A 20046-nucleotide genomic window follows, 5' to 3' on the forward strand; every position below is an offset into this window, starting at 1 on the left:
GCCCAGACGCTCGGTCTGCAGCCGTAGCGTCCAGGGTGTCGGTCGGCACGGGCCCGCAGTGCTCCTTGCCGCCCTCGGGCTGGCTCACTGATAGCCAGCCGCCGCTGGCCGACACCCGCGCGGCGTCGGCCTTCGCCCGGTCGACCAACTGACCGATCAACTGGTGTCCAGAACGTCCGGCACCCCGGCGGGCTTCACTTCCTCGACGGCCTCAGCCGAGACGATCACGTCTGTCATCAGGTGTTACTTCCTGTTCGAAGATCCACCGTTGACGGTACAGACCCGCTCTGCGCGCAATGGGGGTGGAAGTTTCCGTGAGCGCGGTTTGGGGAGCTGGGTTCGTTGATGGACGGGGTGTGCAGTGCATTCGGAGCTTGGGTGTGGGTTTGTGCAATGTGCCTCATTCGTCGCGACGTGGGTGGTCAGGGCGGTTGTTGTTCGGGGTACCGGTTCGAGGAGTGAGCGGGCGACGTTCGTGTAGTGGATGGCGGATCCCGCTGCCGCCTCCCTTCTGGGCGAAGCCGGCGGCGGTCCGGCGTGCCGCCGCGCATGCCCGCCGCAGTGGCGGGTACGACCCCTCCCGTACGGGGCGTCGCGGAAGCGGCCGAAGAGCGAGGGGTGTCGGAAGTGATTCCAAAGCTGCAGGCGGTCGCGCTGGACTGCGCTGATCCGGTACGGCTCGCTGAGTTCTACGCGGATCTGATCGGCGGCCGGGTGATCGCGGACCCTGAGGATCCCGACTGGGTCGAGGTGCATGGGTTCGAGGGGACACCTCTGGCCTGCCAGCGGGTGGACGGCTACCAACCGCCCCAATGGCCCGGCCAAGAGCGCCCGCAGCAGCTCCACCTGGACTTCGACGTGGACGACCTCGACGGAGAAGAGAAGCGGGCGCTCGCCCTCGGCGCGACCGTGCTGGAGCGGACGGACCAGCTTCGCCCGGGGGCCAACTGGCGGATCTACGCGGACCCGGCCGGTCATCCGTTCTGTCTCTGCCTCCACTGAGTCCATCGGGCCCACTGTCCTGGCTCAATGGCTGCCGCCGCCTGCACAGGCGCTACGAGCGCAAAGCCGAGCGCCTCCTGGCCTTCGTCGGCATCGCCAGCGCCCGCTACCGCCGCTACACCAACTGAGACGGCGTCCTACTCGTCGTGACGTGGGTAATCAGGGCGGTTGTTGTTCGGCGTCCGGTTCGAGGGGCGAGCGGGCGGCGTTTGCGTAGAGGATCGCGGTGGCTGTGCTGATGCCAAAGACAGCGGCCAGGTGGAGTGGGTCAGGGCCGCGGTCGAGGGCTTCGTCGAGCCAGTGGTCTGCTCGGAGGCGGTCGAGGGTGGCGTTGTGGCAGCGGAAAAGGTTGGGGGCGGGTGTCATAGGCGGTGCGTGCTGACACCAGCAGGTGAAGGTTGGCGGTGTTGGGCCAGCGTGTCCTGCGATGGCGCAGGTAGTCGCGGACGACCTTGAGGGTGAGGTCGTCGAGCCGGCGGGGCCGCCCTGCGATGGTGATTAGACGGTCGCCTAGATCCACGTCGTGGAGCTGGAGCCCGCGGATATCGCCGGGCCTCGCAGCGTGAACGTCTGCCAGGGCGAGAGTCAGGCGGTGTTCGGGCGTCGTCGCGGCGGCGACGACCTGCTCGTAGTCGGTTGGCTGGAGGGGCAGGATGGGTGAAGGCGGACGGTGGGTGCGATGCGGAGGGTGGGGTTCTTGAAGATCAGCCGCTGGGCGCTGCGCAGGTAGCGGAAGAGGGATCGCAATCGCCGAAGTCGAGACGGGCATCCAAAGCGATCTCCTGTCCCCGCCATGGCGGTTACACATCCATCGACGAACCAGCTCGGCAAGTTGGGACAGGGAGGCGAGTGAGCACTTCCAGTCGCGTGACAGGCTTGTCAACTGCCGTTATGACTGCAGCGGCTCCGCGACGCCGCCGTCCGACAGCGCTCGCAGTGGCGCCGGAACCGGCACGGTCCGCTTCGTTCTCCCGCCGGACCGCGCCGGACCGCAGTACAGCCGGCTGACCGCAGTCCCGACCGGGCGGTGCGGCCCGGGGCGCCACCGCGCCTCACCGACCTGGTCGGCACCGGCAGCCGCTGCACCGCGCGCCACAGCGGAGCCGTCGGCTCAGCCGACCTGGGAGGCGGCCCGCTCGACGATCCGGGTGACGGCACCCGGGTTACTGACGTGGACCGCGTGCGAAGCGTCGATCTCGGTGGTGTGGGAGCCCGCGCGCTTGGCCATGTAGCGCTCGGCGGCCGCCGGGATGACGTGGTCCTTACTGGCGACCACGTACCAGGAGGGGATGCTCTTCCAGGCCGGGGCGCCCGAATGCTCCGCGCCCGCCTGGGCACTGATCGCACGCTGGGTCGTGGCCAGGGAGGCGGAGGTGGAGGCCGAGAGGCGGTTGCTGACGAAGACGTCGCGGAACTTGTCCGGCTTGATGTAGAGGTCCACCCCCTTCGTGCCGTCGGCCTGGGGGAAGGGAACAGCGTTGAGCGCGGTGGGCACCGGCGCGGCCGGGTCGTCGGTGAGGCGCGAACCCGGAAACTTGCCGAGCATCTCGTTGGAGCTCTCGCCCTTGTCGAGGGCGAAAGCGGCGACGTAGACGAGGGCCTTGACGTTGGGGCTCTGGGCAGCCGCGTTGGTAATCACCGCGCCTCCGTACGAGTGGCCGACCAGGACGACCGGGCCGGGAATCGTCTTGAGGTAGGCGGCGAGGTACGCGGAGTCGCCGGTGAGGCTGCGCAGCGGGTTGCCCGGGGCGGTCACCTTGTAGCCGTCCCGCTGCAGGCGCTTGACCACTCCGTCCCAACCGGCGGAGTCCGCCCAGGCGCCATGAACCAGGACGACGGTCGGCCGGGGCTCGGCTGACTGGTGACCGGGGGCTGCGGTGGCCATGGGAGTGACCACCGCGACTGTGCCGAGTGTGGCGGCCAGGGTGGTGAGAAGAGTGCGGCGCAAACGCCTGGACATACTGAACATGGGTCCCTCCAAGGGATGATTGGCGGTCGCCGGCCTGCGGTGACCTGGAGCGCCGCCAGGGCCGGAGGCGATTCAGCTGGAAGATGGAACCTGCCTGCGGTTCCACACCATTGACGGAATATCGGGACGAAATGTGACAGGGAGAGATGCTGAATTCATGTGACGTGCGTCTCACTCCACACGCAAGAAGCCCGGGCCGATCAGGCCCAGGAGAAAACCCGCCGCAGGGCGCTGCAACGTTGACCGAGCGGGTGGGACGATCTTCGGGTCGATCATGCGACAAGGGGTGAGTGCATCGCCGTCGTACAAGGGGCACCGATATCCGGTCGAGGTGATTACCCACTGTGTGTGGCTGTACTTCCGGTTCCCGTTGTCGTTCTGCCTCGGCCTTGATCGCGGGGAACTCCTCGCAACTTCCATGGCCCGACCGCGGCCGGGTCCTACTGCCAGGCCTGCCACAGTGGCCGCTGAGGTCACAGACCTCACTTGGGCGGCGGCTGGCCGACACTGACCGCGGACAGCGCGGTCCCGAAGTCACGGCGGATCAGCTCCCGAACCGGTCGCGGGTCCACAGGTCGAAGTCGAACCTGAGATGACGCGGGTTGCCGCCGACGATCAGCCGTTACGGGCGGTCCAACTGCTGTCCGGTGAGCTTTGAGGGGCGACCCGGGACCGGCTTGGCCCGCTACGGAGACCGTCGATCGCTCGAGTCCAAGCGGCTGCGCGGCCTCATCCGGGTGCAGGCACTCGTCCTCGTTCTGCCGTGCCGTCCGGATCGTGTGGTGCTCCCTTTCAGCGCTCGGAACGGACAAATGCCGTCCTGAACGCGTAGCGGGCAGGGCTCAGGAGTGGGCGAGCGCCCAGTCACGGGCGTAATCGGCGACCTCCTGCCAGCCGTCCTGGACGGGCATCAGGTGGGAGCGGCCGGGAAACACCTTGACCTCGGTGATGGTGCCCTCCGCCTTGTAGTGCTTGGCGTTGGACATCTGGACCTTCGGTGGCATGAGATGGTCGTACTCGCCGAGGAACAGTAGGGGTGCCCGGTCGACGTTGTGGAAGTCCACGTACGTATCGGTGTGGCCGGGGCGAAGGGTGGCCAGCGAGCTGCTCCAAACGATGCTGCCTGGCGTGGGGATATGGTAGCGCTCATACGTGGCGCGGCCTGGTCCTCGGGAAACGTGTTCGCAAAGGCGTAGCGTCATTGGCCGAAGTCCAGTCCGACGGCCCGGTGCCGGTTGGCCGGGTTCTTCAGGACGGGGAAGAGGGACCGGATCTGGGACAGCGGTACGACCGGCACGCCCTCGGCGGGGGACCACTCCGGCGGCGCCGAGGCCGCGGTCCAGGAGGATCTGGGTGAAAGCGCCGCCGGCGGAGTGACCCATCACTATGGGCGGCCGGTTCAGCCCCGTGATCAGCCTCTCGAGGCTGGAGATGATTGCCGGAACGGTCACAGTCTCGATCGGGGTAGGTCGGCGTTGAGGGCCTCGACCTCCACTTCGAATCCGGGGTACGGCGGCGCGATGACACGGAAGCCCTTGTTCTCATAGTGGGCGATCCAGTTTTGCCAGGCCCGCGGCGTCACCCAGAAGCCGTGGACGAGGACGATGGTGTCGGGTTGCATCAGTGTGCTCCTTAGCGGATGGGCCGATGGCCGGTCATGATCTGTCGAAGGACGACGCGAGGCGCAACTTCACTACCGGATGCGACGGGGGGCGACGGCCGGGATGTCGTTGTCCGCCGTCGGAGTGACGCACCAGGACGGCGGCTCTTACGCCATGCCCCACCGCTGAGGCCGGTCACCCCCGTCGACTCTGTCGAGGCATTGGGCGGCGGTCATCGGCCGAAGCCCAGAAGTAGAGAAGGCCGACGACGGACACATTGCTGGCCTTCGCGGGATAGATGCATTCGTCTATTCCCGTGCGGCCGAGACCTGTCCGACTCGCCTGTAGCCGGCGCGAAAGGGATCCAGGTCTGATTTCGTTGCCGCGTTCGCCACGAGCCTCCGCCACCTCTCTGTCCTGGTCTGTGGTGGTGTTCCAGGGCCACGAATCCTCTCTGGCAAGTAAGCTGATCCCGGTTTCGTGGGAGATCCTCAAGGCCGCCAGCGTGTTTGTATCGACTGTCCCCGAACGTGGTCGATCAGGTGATCGACCACTTGCGCGAGAAGGCCTCCGGGAGCGATCCCGTCTGCCGGTAGTCGAGCCGCCTACGGGGGCCGCTGGATCACCTGCGCCCTACGGCGCAAGGGCGAGGTCCGCCCAGACTGCCTTGCCACCCAGGCGTGTTGGCGGGTACGACCGGGCATCCCGAAACATCGCCCCGCAGCCATGGCAGCTTCAGAGGGCTCGGCGTACTGGGGTCTCCCGCCTGCGAGAAGTGACTCATGAAACGGGATAGGTTCAAGGCACCCGCACGTCATACGGGAGGGAGGCTGCCCACGCTGCCGATGAGCTTGGCCCAGATCACCGAGGCAGCATGCGGGGAGCTGCACGACGCGCCTGACCGAGACGTAGTCGTCGACGGGCCCGTGGTGGTGGACTCCCGCCGGGTCGGCCAGGGCGGTCTGTTCGTCGCCTTCGCAGGTGAGCATGTCGACGGGCACGACTACGCCCAGGCCGCGGTCGAGGCCGGCGCGAGCGTGGTGCTCGCCGCCCGACCCGTGGGCGTTCCGGCCGTTGTGGCGGCATCGTCCCGGCCGGACGAACCGCCGTGGTCCTCACGGTCCGCCGCGTCGGCGGGGGATGCCGAGCGGCGCAGCTGGTGCAGTGTGTCGGACACCGCCTTGATGCGCGAGTTGACAGTGTCGAGTGCCTCTCGAAGCATGCGCAGACGAGCCTCGAGCAGGGCAGCCTCGGCTGCCAGAGACACACTGGCGGTGGCAAGATCGGAGTGCTTTTCAGGGTTTCGGGGCATCATGCGTCCTTCTTCGGCTCACAGTCTTCGGGCGGCTGTGGCCGACGCCTGGGATCGAGAGATGCGGATGCCAGGCCTGCCAGGCCGCCCGTGATCACGTATCGCGCGGATGCATCGGTGGTCCTGGGCTCTTGGCATGCTTGCTCCATTCCTCTCTGCGGGGCTTGTATCGGACATCGCGCAAGCCACACTCGAATTGACCGAACAGCTGAGGGAGCTGTGACAGCCGCGCACCGGGCGCTGCGGTGCGCCGCCAGTACGAGGAGGGCGGCGGCGTCCCGGTGTTCGCCGCCGTCGAGCAGGACGCGACCGGCAACGCCTTCGCCCTGGCCCTCTCCTGCACCGAGGCCATCGGCGGCACCCGCGCCGGCGTCATCCAGACGACCTTCACCGAGGAGACCGAGACCGACCTCTTCGGCGAGCAGGCCGTCCTCTGCAGCGGTGCCTCGGCGCTCGTCGAGGCGGGCTTCGAGACCCTGGTCGAGGCCGGCTACCAGCCGGAGATCGCGTACTTCGAGTGCCTCCACGAGCTAAGGAACTCGCGGAGCGCCTCACCGCGTAACCCAGGGCGCTGGGGGCGGCCGAGGCGTGCGGCCTGCCAGCGGGCCGCGCATGGAGACGACGGCGATGCGTGCGAGGGTGAAGAGCGCACCGCGGCCAGGTGTGCCGCGCGGTAGCCGTGTGGACGGCTCGGTCCCCGTCGGCGACGAAGCTCTGACCGCCGCCCGCGGCCAGGGCTGGCGCGTAGCGACGATGGCCGCAGCTCTTAAGGCCGGGTTTCGCCGCGAAAGCCGCATGAGACGAAGCGCGCCCCACGCGGCAGGCAACCGTCGTGCGGGCGCGCTTACGCCTCACCGCCTGCGGGATAGGCAAACCGGGTCAGCAGATCCGTCAGCTGCTCGGGCTCGCCGGGCCCCAGTTCGGCAACCAGACGCTCAGCCAGCGGCGCCGCCGCCACATGAGCTGCATCGAAAAGCTCGATGCCCTCAGGCGTGATCTCCACTGCCCGCACCCGCCGGTCCCCCGGAACGGCCTTGCGTACGGCCAGTCCCTTACGCTCCAGGTCGTCCACGACCCGCATGATTCCCGCCTTGTCCGACCCCGTCGCCGCCGCCAAGTCCCGCTGCACCGTGGACCCGCGGTCGACCAGCACGATCAGCACGGCAAAATGCCGCAACTCGATGCCGAGCGGCCGAAGAGCCTCCGTCATCAGCGCGGCCGCGCGCCAGTGCGCCTGGCGCAGCAGCAAGCCGAGAGCGAAAGGCGAGGCATCCCCGGGGCGGTCGGTCGCACGCGAGGCGGTGGTTTGGTGAGGAACGTCGGCGGTCATGAGCGCACACTACCAGCTATCAATTCATTCGATACAGTATCGTTTGAAATGAAATGCGGGCTCGCGTCCGGGGCGACGTCTGCTACGGACCTGTCACCTCGCGCCTGAGGGACCTGGTCACGACCGCGGAGGCGCGATGACAGGTGGAGGAGTGCTTCCAGATCGCCAAGGGCGAGTGCGGCCCGGACCACCCGCCGTCCATGCCAAGCCGTCCATGCCAAGAAGCCACGAGGGCAGCCGATGCGGGGAACACGACGTCATACCTCTCAGCGTTCCGGAAATCCGCCGGTTCATCGGGCGCGTCATCGTCCCACCCCTCTGCCTCAGCAACGAGCGCCGCCTGCACTGCTCGCGCTACCGACGTACCAGCCAGGCCAGAGCCAGCCGCTGCCACTACCGCCGCCGAGGCCACACACCCCAGATGGGGTTGCAGTAACAGGCGCGTGGGGTGCCGTGGAGGGCGGCAGGCAGCTCCTGGTGTTGTGAACCTTCCCCGCAGCCAGTGAGTGGCGCCATACCACTGCTTTGAGCAGGCCTTGCGCAACGTAGACCATCGATTGACGCCGTGTCAGTGAAGAGACTCTTATGCCCATATTTTTACCCTTTCGCGGAAGGTGGTGAGCGTGGGATGACACCTTGCGCGCACTGCGGCGTCACCGCTCCGAACACCTGACAACTTGGCATGCAATCTGTCACAGAACGCAGGTGGGCCCGGTCAATGAAGCAGACGCGATTGGAGCAGCCGCAACTCTCAGTGACCACAACTTTTGCGGCAGCCCTGGAGCACATGGTGGCCGGGACGCCCTTGTCCAGGAGCGGCCCATCACGCGGCGACATGATCGCGCCACTGAACAGCACGAGGAACGGAAACATTAGGATCATGCATCTCGATGCCCCCCACGGGAAGTTCTCTGGACCAGGCTGTTTCTGTCTTCGTGGAGCTCCGTCCACGTCTGTTCGGCATCGCGTACCGCGTGCTCGGAAGCGCAGTCGAGGCCGAAGATGTGGTTCAGGAAGTGTGGCTGCGTTGGCAGAAGGCTGATCGCTCGACAGTGGTCAGTCCCGTGGCATTTCTGTCGAGTGCCACCACCCGGCTGGCCATCAATGTGGCTCAGTCTGCCCGTGCGCGCCGCGAAACCTACATCGGTCCGTGGCTGCCCGAGCCCATTGACACGAGCACCGACCGGAGGCGGGCGCTCAGCGGGCGGAGGCTCTGGAGCTGGCTCTGCTCCTCGTGCTGGAGAAGCTGAATCCCACCGAGCGGGCCATACGTCCTGCGAGAGGCGTTCGACTACGCCTATGCCGAGATCGCTGAAATTCTTCAACTCAGTCTTGTCAACGTGCGGCAGATCGTGAGCCGGGCCCGTAAACACCTCTCGGCCGAGCGGCGGGTGACCGTGGACGCGGCGGAGCACCGACGGCTCCTCGAAGCCTTCGTCTCGGCGGCGCGAACGGGAAATGTTGCCTCGCTGGAGGCTCTCCTCACGCCGGATGCCGTCAGTCTGTCCGACGGCAACGGCATTCGAGGCGCCGCTCGCATCCCGGTTCGGGGCCGCGCACGCGTGGCGAACATGGTTACCACTCCGCAGTTCTGGCGCGGGGTGGACGTCCGGGGTGTCCAGGCCAATGGACGTTCCGCAGTGATGATCCACCGGGACGGGCGGCCCACGACCTTCCTGACGATAGCGGCCTCGCAAGAGGGCATTGACAAGCTGATGTGGGTGTTCAACCCGAGCAAGATCGCCACGTTCTTCGAATCGCGCGCTCGCTCCACGTCGGCACTCGGCGCTCTGAAGGATGCCCCGCCGTAGCCACGACGTGGATGAGTGTCCTCGCTGAAGATCCAGAGGCAAGGCTTCACCATGCGGGTCCGCGCCAGGGACCGTAGCCGCGAAAAGCCATCATCACCGGCGTCCTTATCGCAGGGGCACGGGTGGCACCAACAGTGTCGGCCTACCGCCGCCGTGGCGATAAGCATCGTCTCCCACGGAAACGCTCCTGGCCCTGTCTGTCGACACCCACCCCGCCGGGCGCGGCGACGACACCCCATCTCGCTCTCTTTCCCGAGGTGACAGGGGCTGCCCGGCGCAGACACACGATGTTCGGTCAGCCAGCTCAGCGTGGAGTCCCCGCCCGAGAAACAGACAGTGGCACGCTGCACGGTCAGCAGGCACCGCTGCGCTCACTTGCCTGACCGGTTGTCGGCGTTCACGCAAAAGTGGCTCTGGCCGGGCGCAGACCCTCCGCGGGGGTTCGCCATCCATGGTGGTGTGCTGCATAGCTCAGGGGCAGCATGTTGCGCTGGGTTGGTTCCAGGTGCGGAGTTTGTCGGGGTTGAGGATGACCCAGACCTGCATGACATGGTGGGCGGCGGTGTCGAGGCCGATGACCGCGGCCACCTGGTGGTCGTAGCACACCACGAGGCCGGTCCGTCCGTTGACGGACCGGGTGTGCAGTGTGGTGCGCTGGCGCCGAGCCAGCAGTGTCAGCAGGCTGCGGGCGACTTGCTTGTTGCCGTGCACCGGCTTGACCAGGGCCCGGACCTTGCCGCCGCCGTCGTAGAAGGCCGTGGCATCGGGCGCCAACAAAGACGCCAGGAGCACCGCGTCCTCCGTCACGCACGCCTGGCGGACGGCACGGGCCACCGCATCATGCTGCTGCGGCGTCGTGGGCCGCCAGCGCCGGGCCCGAAGACTGCGGCGCGCGCGGTCGGCCAGCTCGGTGTACTCCGGCTCCGGCTGCCCCACGATGCCGGCGACCGCACCCGGCGCCACCCCGAAGACATCATTGAGCACCAACGCCGCCCGATCGGCCGGAGACAGGGAGTCCAGCGCACTCAGCAGAACCTCACTGATCTCCTCCTCCAGAGTGTTGTAAGGCTCCTCGCCTGCACGGGCCTCCCCCCGGCCGGGCAGGGCCAGCCGGGCCAGACAGATGCCGCCGGCGACCTTCGCAAGCCAGGAACGGGGCGCCGCGATCTGCGCCCGCACCGGATCGGACAGCCCGTACCACCGCCGGTAGGTCTCATCAATGACGCCCTCGGCCTCACTGCTGGCGCCCAGCATCCAGTAGGCGACATCCAGCAGATGCCGACGCTCATCGAGCAGCTCCGCGATCGGCACCCCGTCATCGGTCGGTTCCATACGCCATCCTCCCTCTCGCAACGGCACCACACAACGCAGCCCCCGCGGCAGTCATCCAGATGACCGGTGCGTGCACGAAGGCTGAATCAGACCCGGCGCCTCGTCGGCAGGATGCTTCATTCCACGTCTCGGTGCTTGGGGCACGCCGTGCAGCAGGCGACGATGAAGTCCTCGTCTATCACGTCTTTTCTTTCTCCGTGGGTTCGACAATCAGACCGGACAGACGTAGAACTTGTGACATTGGTCGACCAAGGTGTACCGCAGACACCCGAGCGACCTACGGCCATGCGGGGCCACGGTCCTGACCTCAGAGGGCATTTGGTTAACGTCGATTACCCGTTATGCCCTAGGGCTTGTTGCGAAAGTGCTGGTCACAGCCACTCGTTGATGGCTGCGACGAGGACGGTGGCTTCGAAGGTCCGATGGCGCGTGGAGCAGACTTTCGGGATCATGAGCCGGTACCGGCGTCTGCACCGCGACTACGGGGCACTGCCGACCCGGTCCCGGTCAGTGATCCACTGGGCCATGGTCAACTCCATGAGCCACCCGGCTGACCGCCAGCCCGAACAAAGTCGGGCAACATCTCCGCCCGAAACCGCCCGCGGCAGCCTGAATCGGTATCGAACACCCTCTTAGTCTCGCGGGTGGCAGCTGGCCTTGGCCGTGTGATTTCACGCATCGGCCAGCTAAGTCAAACTCGTGCGTCGGCCGAAACGACGCGGATCGGCTGATGGGGTGATCACACTGTATGTGCCGACCCCGTCGCAAACTAGGATTGTGCTGTAGCGACGGCAGCAGCCGGTCGGCCCGGTGATCGCCAGCCTAGGAGGCCGGGTTCCTTCGCGGTGCAATGGTGGCATTGGGCAGTGCCGGCGCGGGGAGACGATCTCCGGTGTACCCCTCGACCCGGCCGAACCTGTCAGATCCGCTCTGCCAGGCGTCCCGGGCCTGGAGGATGTCCTCGTGCGTGCGGCCGATGAAGTTCCACAACATGACGATTTCTTCCTGGAATGGCGGCCCGCCCAGGAGTACCCCCCGCGCCTGCTGCGTGGATGCGTTGGTCAGGGTGAGAGTCGTAAGTCCGGATGCGGCGTAGCCGAGTTCGGCTGCTCTGAGGGATGTTCCGTTCATGTACACCTTGCCGCTGTCAACGATGACACCGTGCTCGAACTCCTCGTTGACCGAGAGATACACCGTGGTGTCCGGCTCGATCGAAAGTTCCGCACCGAGCAGAGGAGTGAAGGTGGGAACGGGGGATGTGTCACCCGCGAGAGAGCCAAGAAACACTCGTGCCTCGCCGCCGTCCAAGGGTACAGGGCCGGGTATGTAGTGCTGGAAGTTCCGCGCTGTATGGCGATGCGCCTGGGGGAGAGCAACCCACAGTTGCAAGCCGTGCAACAGCGTGGTCCGTTGCGTTGACACCTCGGAGTGGCTGATTCCGAAGCCGCCCGTCATGAGGTTTAGTTCACCGGGCCTGACGAATGCATGGTTGCCGAGGCTGTCGCGATGCTCGATCTCGCCGCTGAACAGCCAGCTCACCGTCTGCAATCCGGTGTGTGGGTGGGGCGCCACACTCATGCCGCCGGTCAGGGACACATCGTCAGGGCCGTAGTGATCAGCGAAGCACCAGGCGCCGATAAGCGTTCGTGCCCGCTGAGGCAATGTGCGTCGCACGGTCATGGCGCGTGGGCCTCCGAGTGGTACCTTCCGCGCGGTGAGGATCTCGATACCCTGCTCAGGGAGGTCCTCGCTTGCATACGCCAGCTCGGCGGGGTGTGTCTCCATGTTGCTCACAGGATGCATCCTCTTCTCGTGACGTTTCGGTTAACGGTTTGCTGACGGTAGGCCGGTTGAGCAGGAACCGAACGGATGCAAGAGCCCGGCTCTGCGCGACGTTCTCAGCTGTGCTCTCCAGGCCGAAATGTCACGGTCGGGACTGTTTCGCCCATGACATGCTCCGCTCTCGGGCGGGATCGGGAGGAGCATCAGATCCGGGACGGCACTGTGGCCGACACTTTCGTGCAGCCGCGGCTCACCGGCACACCACCATACATGTGATGGGGTCGACACCCATCACGGTATGTCACACCTTCGCTGGGTGGCTGGTCATAAGGACAGCAGTTCACGAACCCCTGCCCTAGGGCCTGTTGCGAAAGGAGAACAGTGGGTACGGCTGGAGCCGCTCTTGCCGAAGGGCAGGAAGTCCGGCCGACCGCTCATATGGCCCAGGCGGCAGCTGATCAACGGCATACGGTGGCGGACCCGGGCCGGCACGCCGTGGCGGGATGTGCCCGAGCGGTACGGGCCGTGGGACCGGGTCTACGATCTGTTCCGGCGCTGGCAGCGGGACGGCACCTGGAAGCGGATCTTCACCGAACTGCAGGCCCAGGCCGACGCGAAGGACCTGATCACCTGGGATGTGAGTGTCGACTCAACGGTGTGCCGAGCCCATCAGCACGCCGCCGGGGCGGTGGAAAAGGGGATCTCCACAGAAGGGCCGCCCGGAGGTGTCGAGACCGAGCCGGACGACCACGGGCTCGGGCGCTCACGCGGCGGGCTGACCACCAAGATTCACCTCGCGGTCGAACAGGGGCAAAAACCCATGTCCATCGTGATCACGGCCGGGCAGCGCGGCGATTCTCCACAGTTCGAGCCGGTGCTTGAGGGCATCTGGGTACCCCGCAAGGGGTTGGGGCGTCCCCGCAAACGACCCGACAAAGTCCGTGCCGACAAGGCGTACGGCTCCCGGAAGAACCGCGCCTACCTGCGCAGACGCGAGATCCGCTGCACCATCCCGGAGAAGAAGGACCAGATCCGCAACCGCAGGAAGCTTGGTTCCCGCGGCGGCCGGCCGCCGAAGTTCGAAAAGACCGACTACGGCGAACGCCACGCGGTCGAGTGCGGGATCAACCGCCTCAAACGTCACCGGGCCGTCGCCACGAGATATGACAAACTCGCCGTCTGCTACGAAGCCACCGTCCTCGTCGCAGCCATCAACGAGTGGCTGTGACCAGCACTTTCGCAACACGCCCTAGGTACTGCAACTGCGTTTGAGGTGACCGTGCCACGGCTCTATGGGCTGTGGGCCTCGTCGTTTGTAGTGCTGTGGCGGGCTTGGTGCTGTCGTCGGTGGCGCCAGTGGGACCAGTGCAGGACGAGCTCGATGTTGTGGTGGGCGTGCCGGGTGAGGCGGGTGATCAGGCGTCGGAGTTGGGGGGAGGCTGAGCGGGACGAGCCCGGCTGATCCCTTTCTTTCCCTGTGGTGAGTTCCCCGGCCCTGGTGACGGTGAGGAAGGCGTGGGCGGCCATCGCGAGCGTGATGTGCCGGTACCAGCCCTGGTGGCGGCGACCTGGTAGTGGTCGAGGCCGCATTCGCCCTTGGCGCTCTGGAAACATTATTCGATGGCCCAACGGGTGCCGGCGACGGCGATGAGGTCGTCGAGGGTGGTCTCGGCGGGGGCGTAGGCGATCTCGTGCGGGGCGGTGAGGCTGCGGCGGGCCAGGATCCGATGCCGGCGGCACGGACGGGTGCCAGGGCCTGACCTCCACGCGGGCCCAGTCGTAGATCCGTCGGCCGTGGGCTCCGGCTCCGCAGGAGCGGCGCTTCCACTTCTGCCGCGGCAGATCTGCGATCAGGTCATCGATGCGGTGGCCGAAGCGCTGGCGGGTGACGACGGTGTCGTTGCAGCGGGTCGCCATCACGTGGAAGACGTCCGCTTCCTCAAGGCGGTGACGCCAGGACTTACGGCTCCGAGACCGCCACCAGGCGTTCGAAGGCGGGCCGTGGCGTGCCGGTCAGGGCTGGTTCGGTAAGCAGCGTGGTCAGGGCGGGGTCGACCCGTCGGACGGTCGCGGGTGCCTCGGGGGTTCGGGGCGGGACGGGGGCCACGGTGTGGGAGCGAGCGCGGCAAGAGTCTGTATCGCTTCGCGGACGTAGCGGTGGACGGTGGCGATCCCGATGCCGAACCCTGCGGCCAGCTGGGCGCAGGTGTCCCCGCAGCGCAGATGCGCAAGGACCAGCAGGGCCTGGCCGCCCGGCGTGAGCCGCCGCCACCGCGTACCGAGCCCGTGCCGGTGGGCGGACAGTTCGTGGGCGAGGTGCCGCAGGCTCGCGGTGGACAGATCGATGGCCGACGGGTAGACAAGCGCACGAAGCTCCTGGCAGACACGGGTGATCTTGGCCGTGAACCCGTCTACCAGGAGCTTCGCCTGTTCGTACAGCCCACCAACCACCCCGTCACCGCGACCAGGTTGGAAAAGGCTCAATGGCCCGCATGCGGGGGAGACGGTTTCGCACAGTGTCAGCGTGTTCGCGTGAACACAACGTCCTGCAGTGCAGGTGGCGTAGAGCCTGCCGCCCGAAGCCGTACGAGGGTGTGGGATTCCCGAGCGCGGACTGCACCGATTGCGATGGTGCGTCAGTTGGTGCCGAGGGCCTTGCGGAGGACGTGGACGGCCTGCTCGACGGCGACGGTGGCCGCCTGGGTGGACCTCACCGGGTTCAGCATCATGAAGTCGTGCAGGGTGCCGTTGTAGCGGACGCTCGTGGTCGGCACGCCGGCCTGTGTGAGCTTGCGGGCGTAGGCCTCGCCCTCGTCGCGCAGCACGTCGTTCTCGTCGACGGCGATGAAGGCCGGCGGCAGGCCCTCGAGCTCCTCTAGGCTGGCACGTAGCGGCGAGGCGGTGACCTCGGCGCGTTGGGAGGGGTCGGTGGTGTAGGCGTTCCAGAACCACTCCATGGCCTTCGCCGTCAGGTGCGGACCGTGGGCGAACTCGCGGTAGCTCTCGGTGTCCTGGGCGGCGTCCGTGACGGGGTAGTACAGCGACTGGTGCAGGAAGGTCACGTCGCCGCGCTGCTTGGCCATGTGGGTGAGCGCCGCGGCCATGTTGCCGCCGACGGAGTCACCGGCCACGACCAGGCGGGATGCGTCCAGGCCTTCGTTGGGGCCCTTGATGGTGATCCATCGAGCGGTGGCGTAGGCCTGCTCGATGGCAACGGGGTACTTGGCCTCCGGGGAGCGGTCGTATTCGACGAAGACCAGAGCAGCCCTGGCGCCGACGGTCAGCTCGCGCACCAGACGGTCGTGGGTGCCGGCGTTGCCCAGAATCCAGCCGCCGCCGTGCACGTACATGATGACGGGCAGGATGCCCTCCGTGCCGACCGGCTTCAGGATGCGTACCTTTACGTCGCCGACCTGGGCGGGCACGGTAATCCACTTCTCGTCGACATCGAGCTTTTCGATGGGCTCGGACTGTACGTCGTCGAGAAGCTTGCGGGCGCCCTCGACGCCAAGCTCGTGCAGCAGCGGCGGCTTCGCCGTCGCGTCCGCAAAGGCCTGGGCGGCAGGCTCAAGAACGACATCGCTCATGGCGCACTCCTTTGGATCAGAGAGGTTGGCTGCTTTAGTACTCAAGACCGATGAGCTCGCCAATGTGTGACACATACCGGGAAAAAACCGCGGTCAGCACTAAGCCAGCAGGGTGTCACCTCAGCAGGCGACGCCCGCGTTGCTGCGTCAGCAACGTACTCCGAGCACTCGCGTTTTTCTCAGCGAAATGATCTAGCTAATACTCCAGCTGTAGATCGTGATCTTCACGCTTGAGCGGCTTGCCGCCGGTAGTGGCTGGCCTGGGATCGGGCCTGGTGGCGGCGTCGCCAGTCGGACCAGCCGAGCCGATGGGCGGCATCGTGGACGGGCCTGAGACGAGAGTGATGGGCAGGCGCTGGATCTCGTTGCAGGTGAGGGGTATGAGGCCGTTCGGTGCCGGTTGGCGGGCATGGTCATCGGCTCGGACGACGGCGAGGAAGGCGTGGGCGAGCATGGCGAGGGTGACCCAACGCCCTCTCTGTCAGCCTCGGGTGAGACGCTCCGTTCTGCGGGGTTAGCCTGAGAGGGCCCGACAGGAGAATCGCCCCGTATGCCAAGCAGCGGTAGTAGGCGAGGTCGATGACGGCCCAGTCGTAGAAGCGGTGGCCCTTCGCTCCGGTCCCCGCCGACAGCTTCTGCCAAGCCCGCTTGGGGACCTTCTTGGCCAGGGTGTCGGCGCGGAACTTGCCGGCTCTGGTTGCGGCTTCGTACGAGCAGGCCACCGCGAGAACGTAGCCGGTGTCGCGTTCCTCCAGCACCGTGCGAAGTTTCGGGTTGCCGCCGTAGACCTCGTCGCCCGCAACCCACCCGGCCCGCTGTCCGGCGTCCAGGAACCGGGCGACCATCCGCGCAGCCAGTTCCGGCTTGGTGGCGAAAGCGGTCTCCTCGTCGAGCCCGGCGGCCCGGCAGCGGTCGGGGTCGGCGGTCCAGGAGCGCGGGACGTACAACTCCCGGTCCACTGCGGCGTGCCCTCGCTGACCGGCGTAAACCAGGTAGACAGCAACTTGGGCGTTCTCGATCCTGCCGGCAGTGCCGGTGTACTGGCGCTGGACACCGACCGTGGCGGTGCCCTTCTTTACGTCGCCGGTCTCGTCGACCACCAGCACCGCCCGCTCGTCGTGCAGGTGCCACCACGTAGCCCCGCACGTCATCACGGACCGCGTCGGCGTCCCACTTGGCCCGGCTGAGCAGGTGCTGCATGGCGTCCGGGGTGGACTCCCCAGCCCACTCGGCGATCGTCCAGCAGTTCTTGCGAGGCAGGTCCGACAGGAGTCCGAGCACCAACCGCCGGACCCGGCGACGGGGCTCCACCCGCGCGAAACGACCCGCGATCCGGCTCATCAGGCCCTCGAATACGTCCTGCCAGTGGACCGGGTCTACGCTGTGACCTGCGGCCACCGCTTGATCTATTGTTGTCTTCACAAACCACGATGATCACCGGTGGCCGCAACCGTCTCGTTCCCGGTCCAGATCGCGGGACCGCACCGCGGCGGGCCGGGATGCTAGGCCATCCAGCAGTACAGGCCGTGACCCCGCCCCTCGGCGGCACGGGCCAGGTCCGCCAGATCACCCAGGAGTTCCCGCACCATCTCCGAGTCGAACACCTCGCCCTCGGCGGCCCGTTCCTGGATCCACAGCTCGCCGACCTCGGCAAGGCGAGAGGCCGAAGCACCGGCCAGCGCTCCTTGAAGCGCACCCGAGGCAACAAACAGCAGGGAGCCGTCCCCATCCTCTGGGTCAGCAACCATGCGCGGCTCATCGGACGCGACGAGCGCCTCGAAGCTCTGCCCAGTCAGCAGGCTCTCCCACTCAACCACCGCCTCGGAAGCATCGAAGTTTCCGCAGGCCAGCGAGTCGAAGACGCCGACCGGCCCGCGATCGACAATGCCCGCCACTGAGCGTCAGGGGCGATGAAGAACTTGATGATGATGCTCACCTGTGCATGATGCCCGCTCAGGCCGTCACACCCCCACACGATGTCCCGGGAGATCCTGCCGAAGTCCATCAAGATCACGATCTACAGCTGGAGGTGTGCCACGAACGCTGAGAGTGAGGTTGATGTAGGTATAGGCCCTGCTTGATGTGGTGCTGTGCGGAAGATGAAGGTTTTGTGGCCCTTCGGCGTCGCCCTGCGGTGGGAGGCGCCAAACCGCCCCGAGCTGCGTTGGTTGAAGACCGTCGTGGTGAGCGTCCGGGGAAAAGGCGCTGACCAGGCGTCAGGTGGGGACCGGGAAGGCGAACGCGAGTGAACCGCTGATGACGTGTCGTAAGTAGTAGATGACATCCAAACCGGGGTGTCTTCAGGATCCCGGGACAAGCCTGGCGGGTGACCGCGTATTGACCAGGCGGTGTCCGGCATGAAGGCGGCGCGAGCCTGGTCTGCGGCTTCCGTGCGGAACGTGGGAAGGCGTGTCGCGATACTGCCTTGGCTCAGCGGCCGGGGCGATAGGGAGAGCCCGGTGCGGAAGCGCTCCGGCCGGGTGCTGAGTACCGTTGCGCGGCGCGCCGGCGGACCGGCCCGTAGTAGTGGGGAAGCCTCGGTAATCGGGGTGGAGCGAAGGGGCCGGGTCGTTCGTGACTGGTGTGTTCTGTCAACCGGAAGTTCTCCGGGAGGAGCGGGATGGACGAGTTGAAAGCCTCGGCCAAGCCGTTCGGCATCTCCAGACAGGAGGTGTGGGACGCCTGGGTGAAGGTGAGAGGGAACAAGGGCTCATCCGGCGTGGATGGTGTGTCGATCGAGGTGTTCGAGAAGGACCTGAAGAACAACTTGTCCAAGGTCTGGAACCGGATGTCTTCGGGCACGTACTTCCCGCCAGATGTCAAAGCGGTGCCGATCCCCAAGGGCGGGGGTGGCACCAGGGTTTTGGGGGTGCCTACTGTCGCCGACAGGGTCGCGCAGACGGTGGTGGCCGGGCACCTGGCGGAACGGGTGGAGCAGGTGTTCCACCCGGATTCCTTCGGGTATCGGCCGGGCAAGTCGGCGTTGGATGCGGTCAGGACCTGCCGGGAGCGGTGTTGGCGGTTCGACTGGGTGGTCGAGTTCGACATCCGGAAGTTCTTCGACACCGTCCCGTGGGACAAGGTCGTAGACGCGGTCGAGGCGCACACCGACGCCGGTTGGGTGGTGCTGTATGTCAAGCGGTGGCTGGCCGCTGGGCTGCGGCTGCCTGATGGGTCCACCACTGAACGGGTGGAGGGCACGCCGCAGGGTTCTGCGGTGTCGCCCGTCCTGGCGAACCTGTTCCTGCATGGGGTTGATGCCGGACAGAGTGGCTTCCCTTCGGTTCTTGAGCATGCCGAGCCGCATCCTTGGTGCTGTGGAGGTGAGGTGGACAAATGCCGGGAGCCGCAGTCGAATTCAGGGTTCCTGCTGGCTCTGAAGCCGTGCCGGTCATTGGCATCGAAGCCCCAACGCATGGGACCTGCTGTGCGCAGACGGCAGAGTGAGCCCTCGGCCGGAGGGCTCACTCTGCCGTCTGCGAGTGAGCCCTCGGCTGAGGCGCGACGGTGGTCCTGCCGGTGGGGCATTGCCACCCCGAGGACTTACTGCTTCTGCGCGAGCCAGTCGGTGAAGCGGGTCTCAGCGATGTGCGCGTCGGGGCCGGGAAGGAGACTGGTCTCCTCGATCTCGGACCCGAAGTACCGGGCGTGAGGGTCCGCCACGACGGTACGAGGGTCGTTTTCGGCGGCGAGGCCCTTGCGGATGAATTCGTCGAACTGGAACGCATCGGGGCCGCAAACCTCCATCCCGCCGTTGAGGGGCGTGCCGACGGCCGTGCGGGCCACGGCGGCGGCCACGTCGTCGGAGTACATGGGCTGGATCTTTGCGGCGGGGACACGCACGATGTCGCCCTCGGTCGCCGAGTCCGCGATGCCCTTCACGAACTCGAAGAACTGCGTGGCGTGGACGATGGAGTACGGGACCCCTGATGCCTTGATGAGCTCCTCCTGCGCCAGCTTAGCGCGGAAGTAATCGTTCTCCTCGAGCCGGTCGGTGCCCACGATGGAGAGCGCGACATGGTGGGTCACACCGGCCTCCGCCTCCGCCCTGAGGAGGTTGGTGGTCGACGTGCGGAAGAACTCCATGACGGCGTCGGCCTCGAACGAGGGGGAGTTCGACACGTCGACCACGACCGAAGCACCCTGCAGGATCTCCGTCAGGCCCTCACCCGTCAGTGTGTTGACGCCGGTGTTGGGTGCGGCCGGCACCGCCTCGTGGCCGTGTTCGTTGAGCTTGCCGACCACCTTCGAGCCGATGAGGCCGGTTCCGCCGATCACTACAACCTTCATGACTGGGATCCTTTCGGAGATACTTCATGT

The 20046-nt window shown here is 66.6% G+C and carries 14 protein-coding genes and 7 pseudogenes; 7 read left to right on the forward strand and 14 right to left on the reverse strand.

What is annotated here, in order from left to right; all coding sequences use genetic code 11:
* The first annotated feature begins 627 nt into the window (after positions 1–627).
* Positions 628–1002, forward strand: a complete 375-nt coding sequence (locus tag AB0M62_RS33260; RefSeq protein ID WP_366078079.1) for a VOC family protein — start codon at positions 628–630, stop codon at positions 1000–1002.
* Positions 1003–1016: 14 nt separating this feature from the next.
* Positions 1017–1130 (forward strand): annotated as a pseudogene (locus AB0M62_RS33265) (IS5/IS1182 family transposase); the annotation flags it as partial.
* A 31-nt stretch (positions 1131–1161) separates the two neighbouring features.
* Here the strand turns inward: AB0M62_RS33265 and AB0M62_RS33270 are convergent.
* From AB0M62_RS33270 to AB0M62_RS33285, 4 genes are all read right to left on the reverse strand, one after another.
* A complete protein-coding gene (locus AB0M62_RS33270; RefSeq protein WP_366078080.1) occupies positions 1162–1368 on the reverse strand; it encodes a hypothetical protein in 207 nt (68 codons plus the stop codon).
* 745 nt (positions 1369–2113) lie between these two features.
* Positions 2114–2971, reverse strand: coding sequence for an alpha/beta hydrolase (locus AB0M62_RS33275; protein WP_366078081.1), 858 nt, complete (start codon positions 2969–2971; stop codon positions 2114–2116).
* An 842-nt stretch (positions 2972–3813) separates the two neighbouring features.
* Positions 3814–4422 carry an alpha/beta hydrolase gene (locus AB0M62_RS33280; protein WP_366078082.1) on the reverse strand — a complete coding sequence of 203 codons (609 nt, stop codon included), beginning with the start codon at positions 4420–4422 and terminating at the stop codon, positions 3814–3816.
* Positions 4419–4592 carry a hypothetical protein gene (locus AB0M62_RS33285; protein ID WP_366078083.1) on the reverse strand — a complete coding sequence of 58 codons (174 nt, stop codon included), beginning with the start codon at positions 4590–4592 and terminating at the stop codon, positions 4419–4421. Before AB0M62_RS33285 ends, AB0M62_RS33280 begins: the two co-directional genes overlap by 4 nt.
* Before the next feature lie 762 nt (positions 4593–5354).
* On the opposite strand from AB0M62_RS33285, the pseudogene AB0M62_RS33290 reads away from it, so the two are divergent.
* Positions 5355–5651, forward strand: a pseudogene (locus AB0M62_RS33290) (Mur ligase domain-containing protein); the annotation flags it as partial.
* Here the strand turns inward: AB0M62_RS33290 and AB0M62_RS33295 are convergent.
* Positions 5576–5839: a hypothetical protein gene (locus tag AB0M62_RS33295; protein WP_366078097.1), complete on the reverse strand. Its 264-nt coding sequence runs from the start codon at positions 5837–5839 to the stop codon at positions 5576–5578. The pseudogene AB0M62_RS33290 and the gene AB0M62_RS33295 overlap by 76 nt on opposite strands.
* Before the next feature lie 272 nt (positions 5840–6111).
* On the opposite strand from AB0M62_RS33295, the pseudogene AB0M62_RS33300 reads away from it, so the two are divergent.
* Positions 6112–6420: pseudogene (locus AB0M62_RS33300) on the forward strand (ketol-acid reductoisomerase); the annotation flags it as partial.
* A gap of 308 nt (positions 6421–6728) precedes the next feature.
* Here the strand turns inward: AB0M62_RS33300 and AB0M62_RS33305 are convergent.
* On the reverse strand, positions 6729–7214 hold the full coding sequence (locus tag AB0M62_RS33305) for a MarR family transcriptional regulator (protein ID WP_366078084.1): 486 nt from the start codon (positions 7212–7214) through the stop codon (positions 6729–6731).
* 890 nt (positions 7215–8104) lie between these two features.
* Between AB0M62_RS33305 and AB0M62_RS33310 the strand changes: the two are divergent.
* A pseudogene (locus AB0M62_RS33310) lies at positions 8105–9025 on the forward strand (RNA polymerase sigma-70 factor).
* Positions 9026–9496: 471 nt separating this feature from the next.
* On the opposite strand, the gene AB0M62_RS33315 reads toward AB0M62_RS33310, so the two are convergent.
* Both AB0M62_RS33315 and AB0M62_RS33320 read right to left on the reverse strand, forming a co-directional pair.
* Positions 9497–10357, reverse strand: coding sequence for an RNA polymerase subunit sigma (locus AB0M62_RS33315; protein WP_366078085.1), 861 nt, complete (start codon positions 10355–10357; stop codon positions 9497–9499).
* An 822-nt stretch (positions 10358–11179) separates the two neighbouring features.
* Positions 11180–12151 (reverse strand): pirin family protein, encoded by a 972-nt coding sequence (locus AB0M62_RS33320; protein ID WP_366078086.1) that lies wholly within the window; start codon positions 12149–12151, stop codon positions 11180–11182.
* Positions 12152–12455: 304 nt separating this feature from the next.
* On the opposite strand from AB0M62_RS33320, the gene AB0M62_RS33325 reads away from it, so the two are divergent.
* Positions 12456–13367, forward strand: coding sequence for an IS5 family transposase (locus AB0M62_RS33325; RefSeq protein ID WP_366078087.1), 912 nt, complete (start codon positions 12456–12458; stop codon positions 13365–13367).
* A gap of 200 nt (positions 13368–13567) precedes the next feature.
* Here AB0M62_RS33325 and AB0M62_RS33330 read toward each other — a convergent pair.
* The 5 genes and pseudogenes from AB0M62_RS33330 to AB0M62_RS33350 form a co-directional block, all read right to left on the reverse strand.
* Positions 13568–14101 (reverse strand): annotated as a pseudogene (locus AB0M62_RS33330) (IS701 family transposase); the annotation flags it as partial.
* 147 nt (positions 14102–14248) lie between these two features.
* Positions 14249–14533, reverse strand: a pseudogene (locus AB0M62_RS33335) (transposase family protein); the annotation flags it as partial.
* 242 nt (positions 14534–14775) lie between these two features.
* Positions 14776–15726: an alpha/beta hydrolase gene (locus AB0M62_RS33340; RefSeq protein ID WP_366078088.1), complete on the reverse strand. Its 951-nt coding sequence runs from the start codon at positions 15724–15726 to the stop codon at positions 14776–14778.
* A gap of 224 nt (positions 15727–15950) precedes the next feature.
* Positions 15951–17067, reverse strand: a pseudogene (locus tag AB0M62_RS33345) (IS701 family transposase).
* Between the two features lie 161 nt (positions 17068–17228).
* The gene (locus tag AB0M62_RS33350; protein WP_366078089.1) at positions 17229–17621 is read right to left on the reverse strand and encodes a hypothetical protein; all 393 of its coding nucleotides are present in this window, start codon (positions 17619–17621) and stop codon (positions 17229–17231) included.
* 725 nt (positions 17622–18346) lie between these two features.
* Here AB0M62_RS33350 and AB0M62_RS33355 point away from each other — a divergent pair.
* Positions 18347–19378, forward strand: a complete 1032-nt coding sequence (locus AB0M62_RS33355; RefSeq protein WP_366078090.1) for a reverse transcriptase domain-containing protein — start codon at positions 18347–18349, stop codon at positions 19376–19378.
* Here the strand turns inward: AB0M62_RS33355 and AB0M62_RS33360 are convergent.
* Positions 19270–20016: an SDR family oxidoreductase gene (locus AB0M62_RS33360; RefSeq protein WP_366078091.1), complete on the reverse strand. Its 747-nt coding sequence runs from the start codon at positions 20014–20016 to the stop codon at positions 19270–19272. The genes AB0M62_RS33355 and AB0M62_RS33360 overlap by 109 nt on opposite strands.
* Positions 20017–20046: the final 30 nt, after the last annotated feature.

The sequence above is a fragment of the Streptomyces sp. NPDC051219 genome, from assembly GCF_040682335.1.
In the GTDB taxonomy this organism is placed as follows: Bacteria; Actinomycetota; Actinomycetes; order Streptomycetales; family Streptomycetaceae; genus Streptomyces.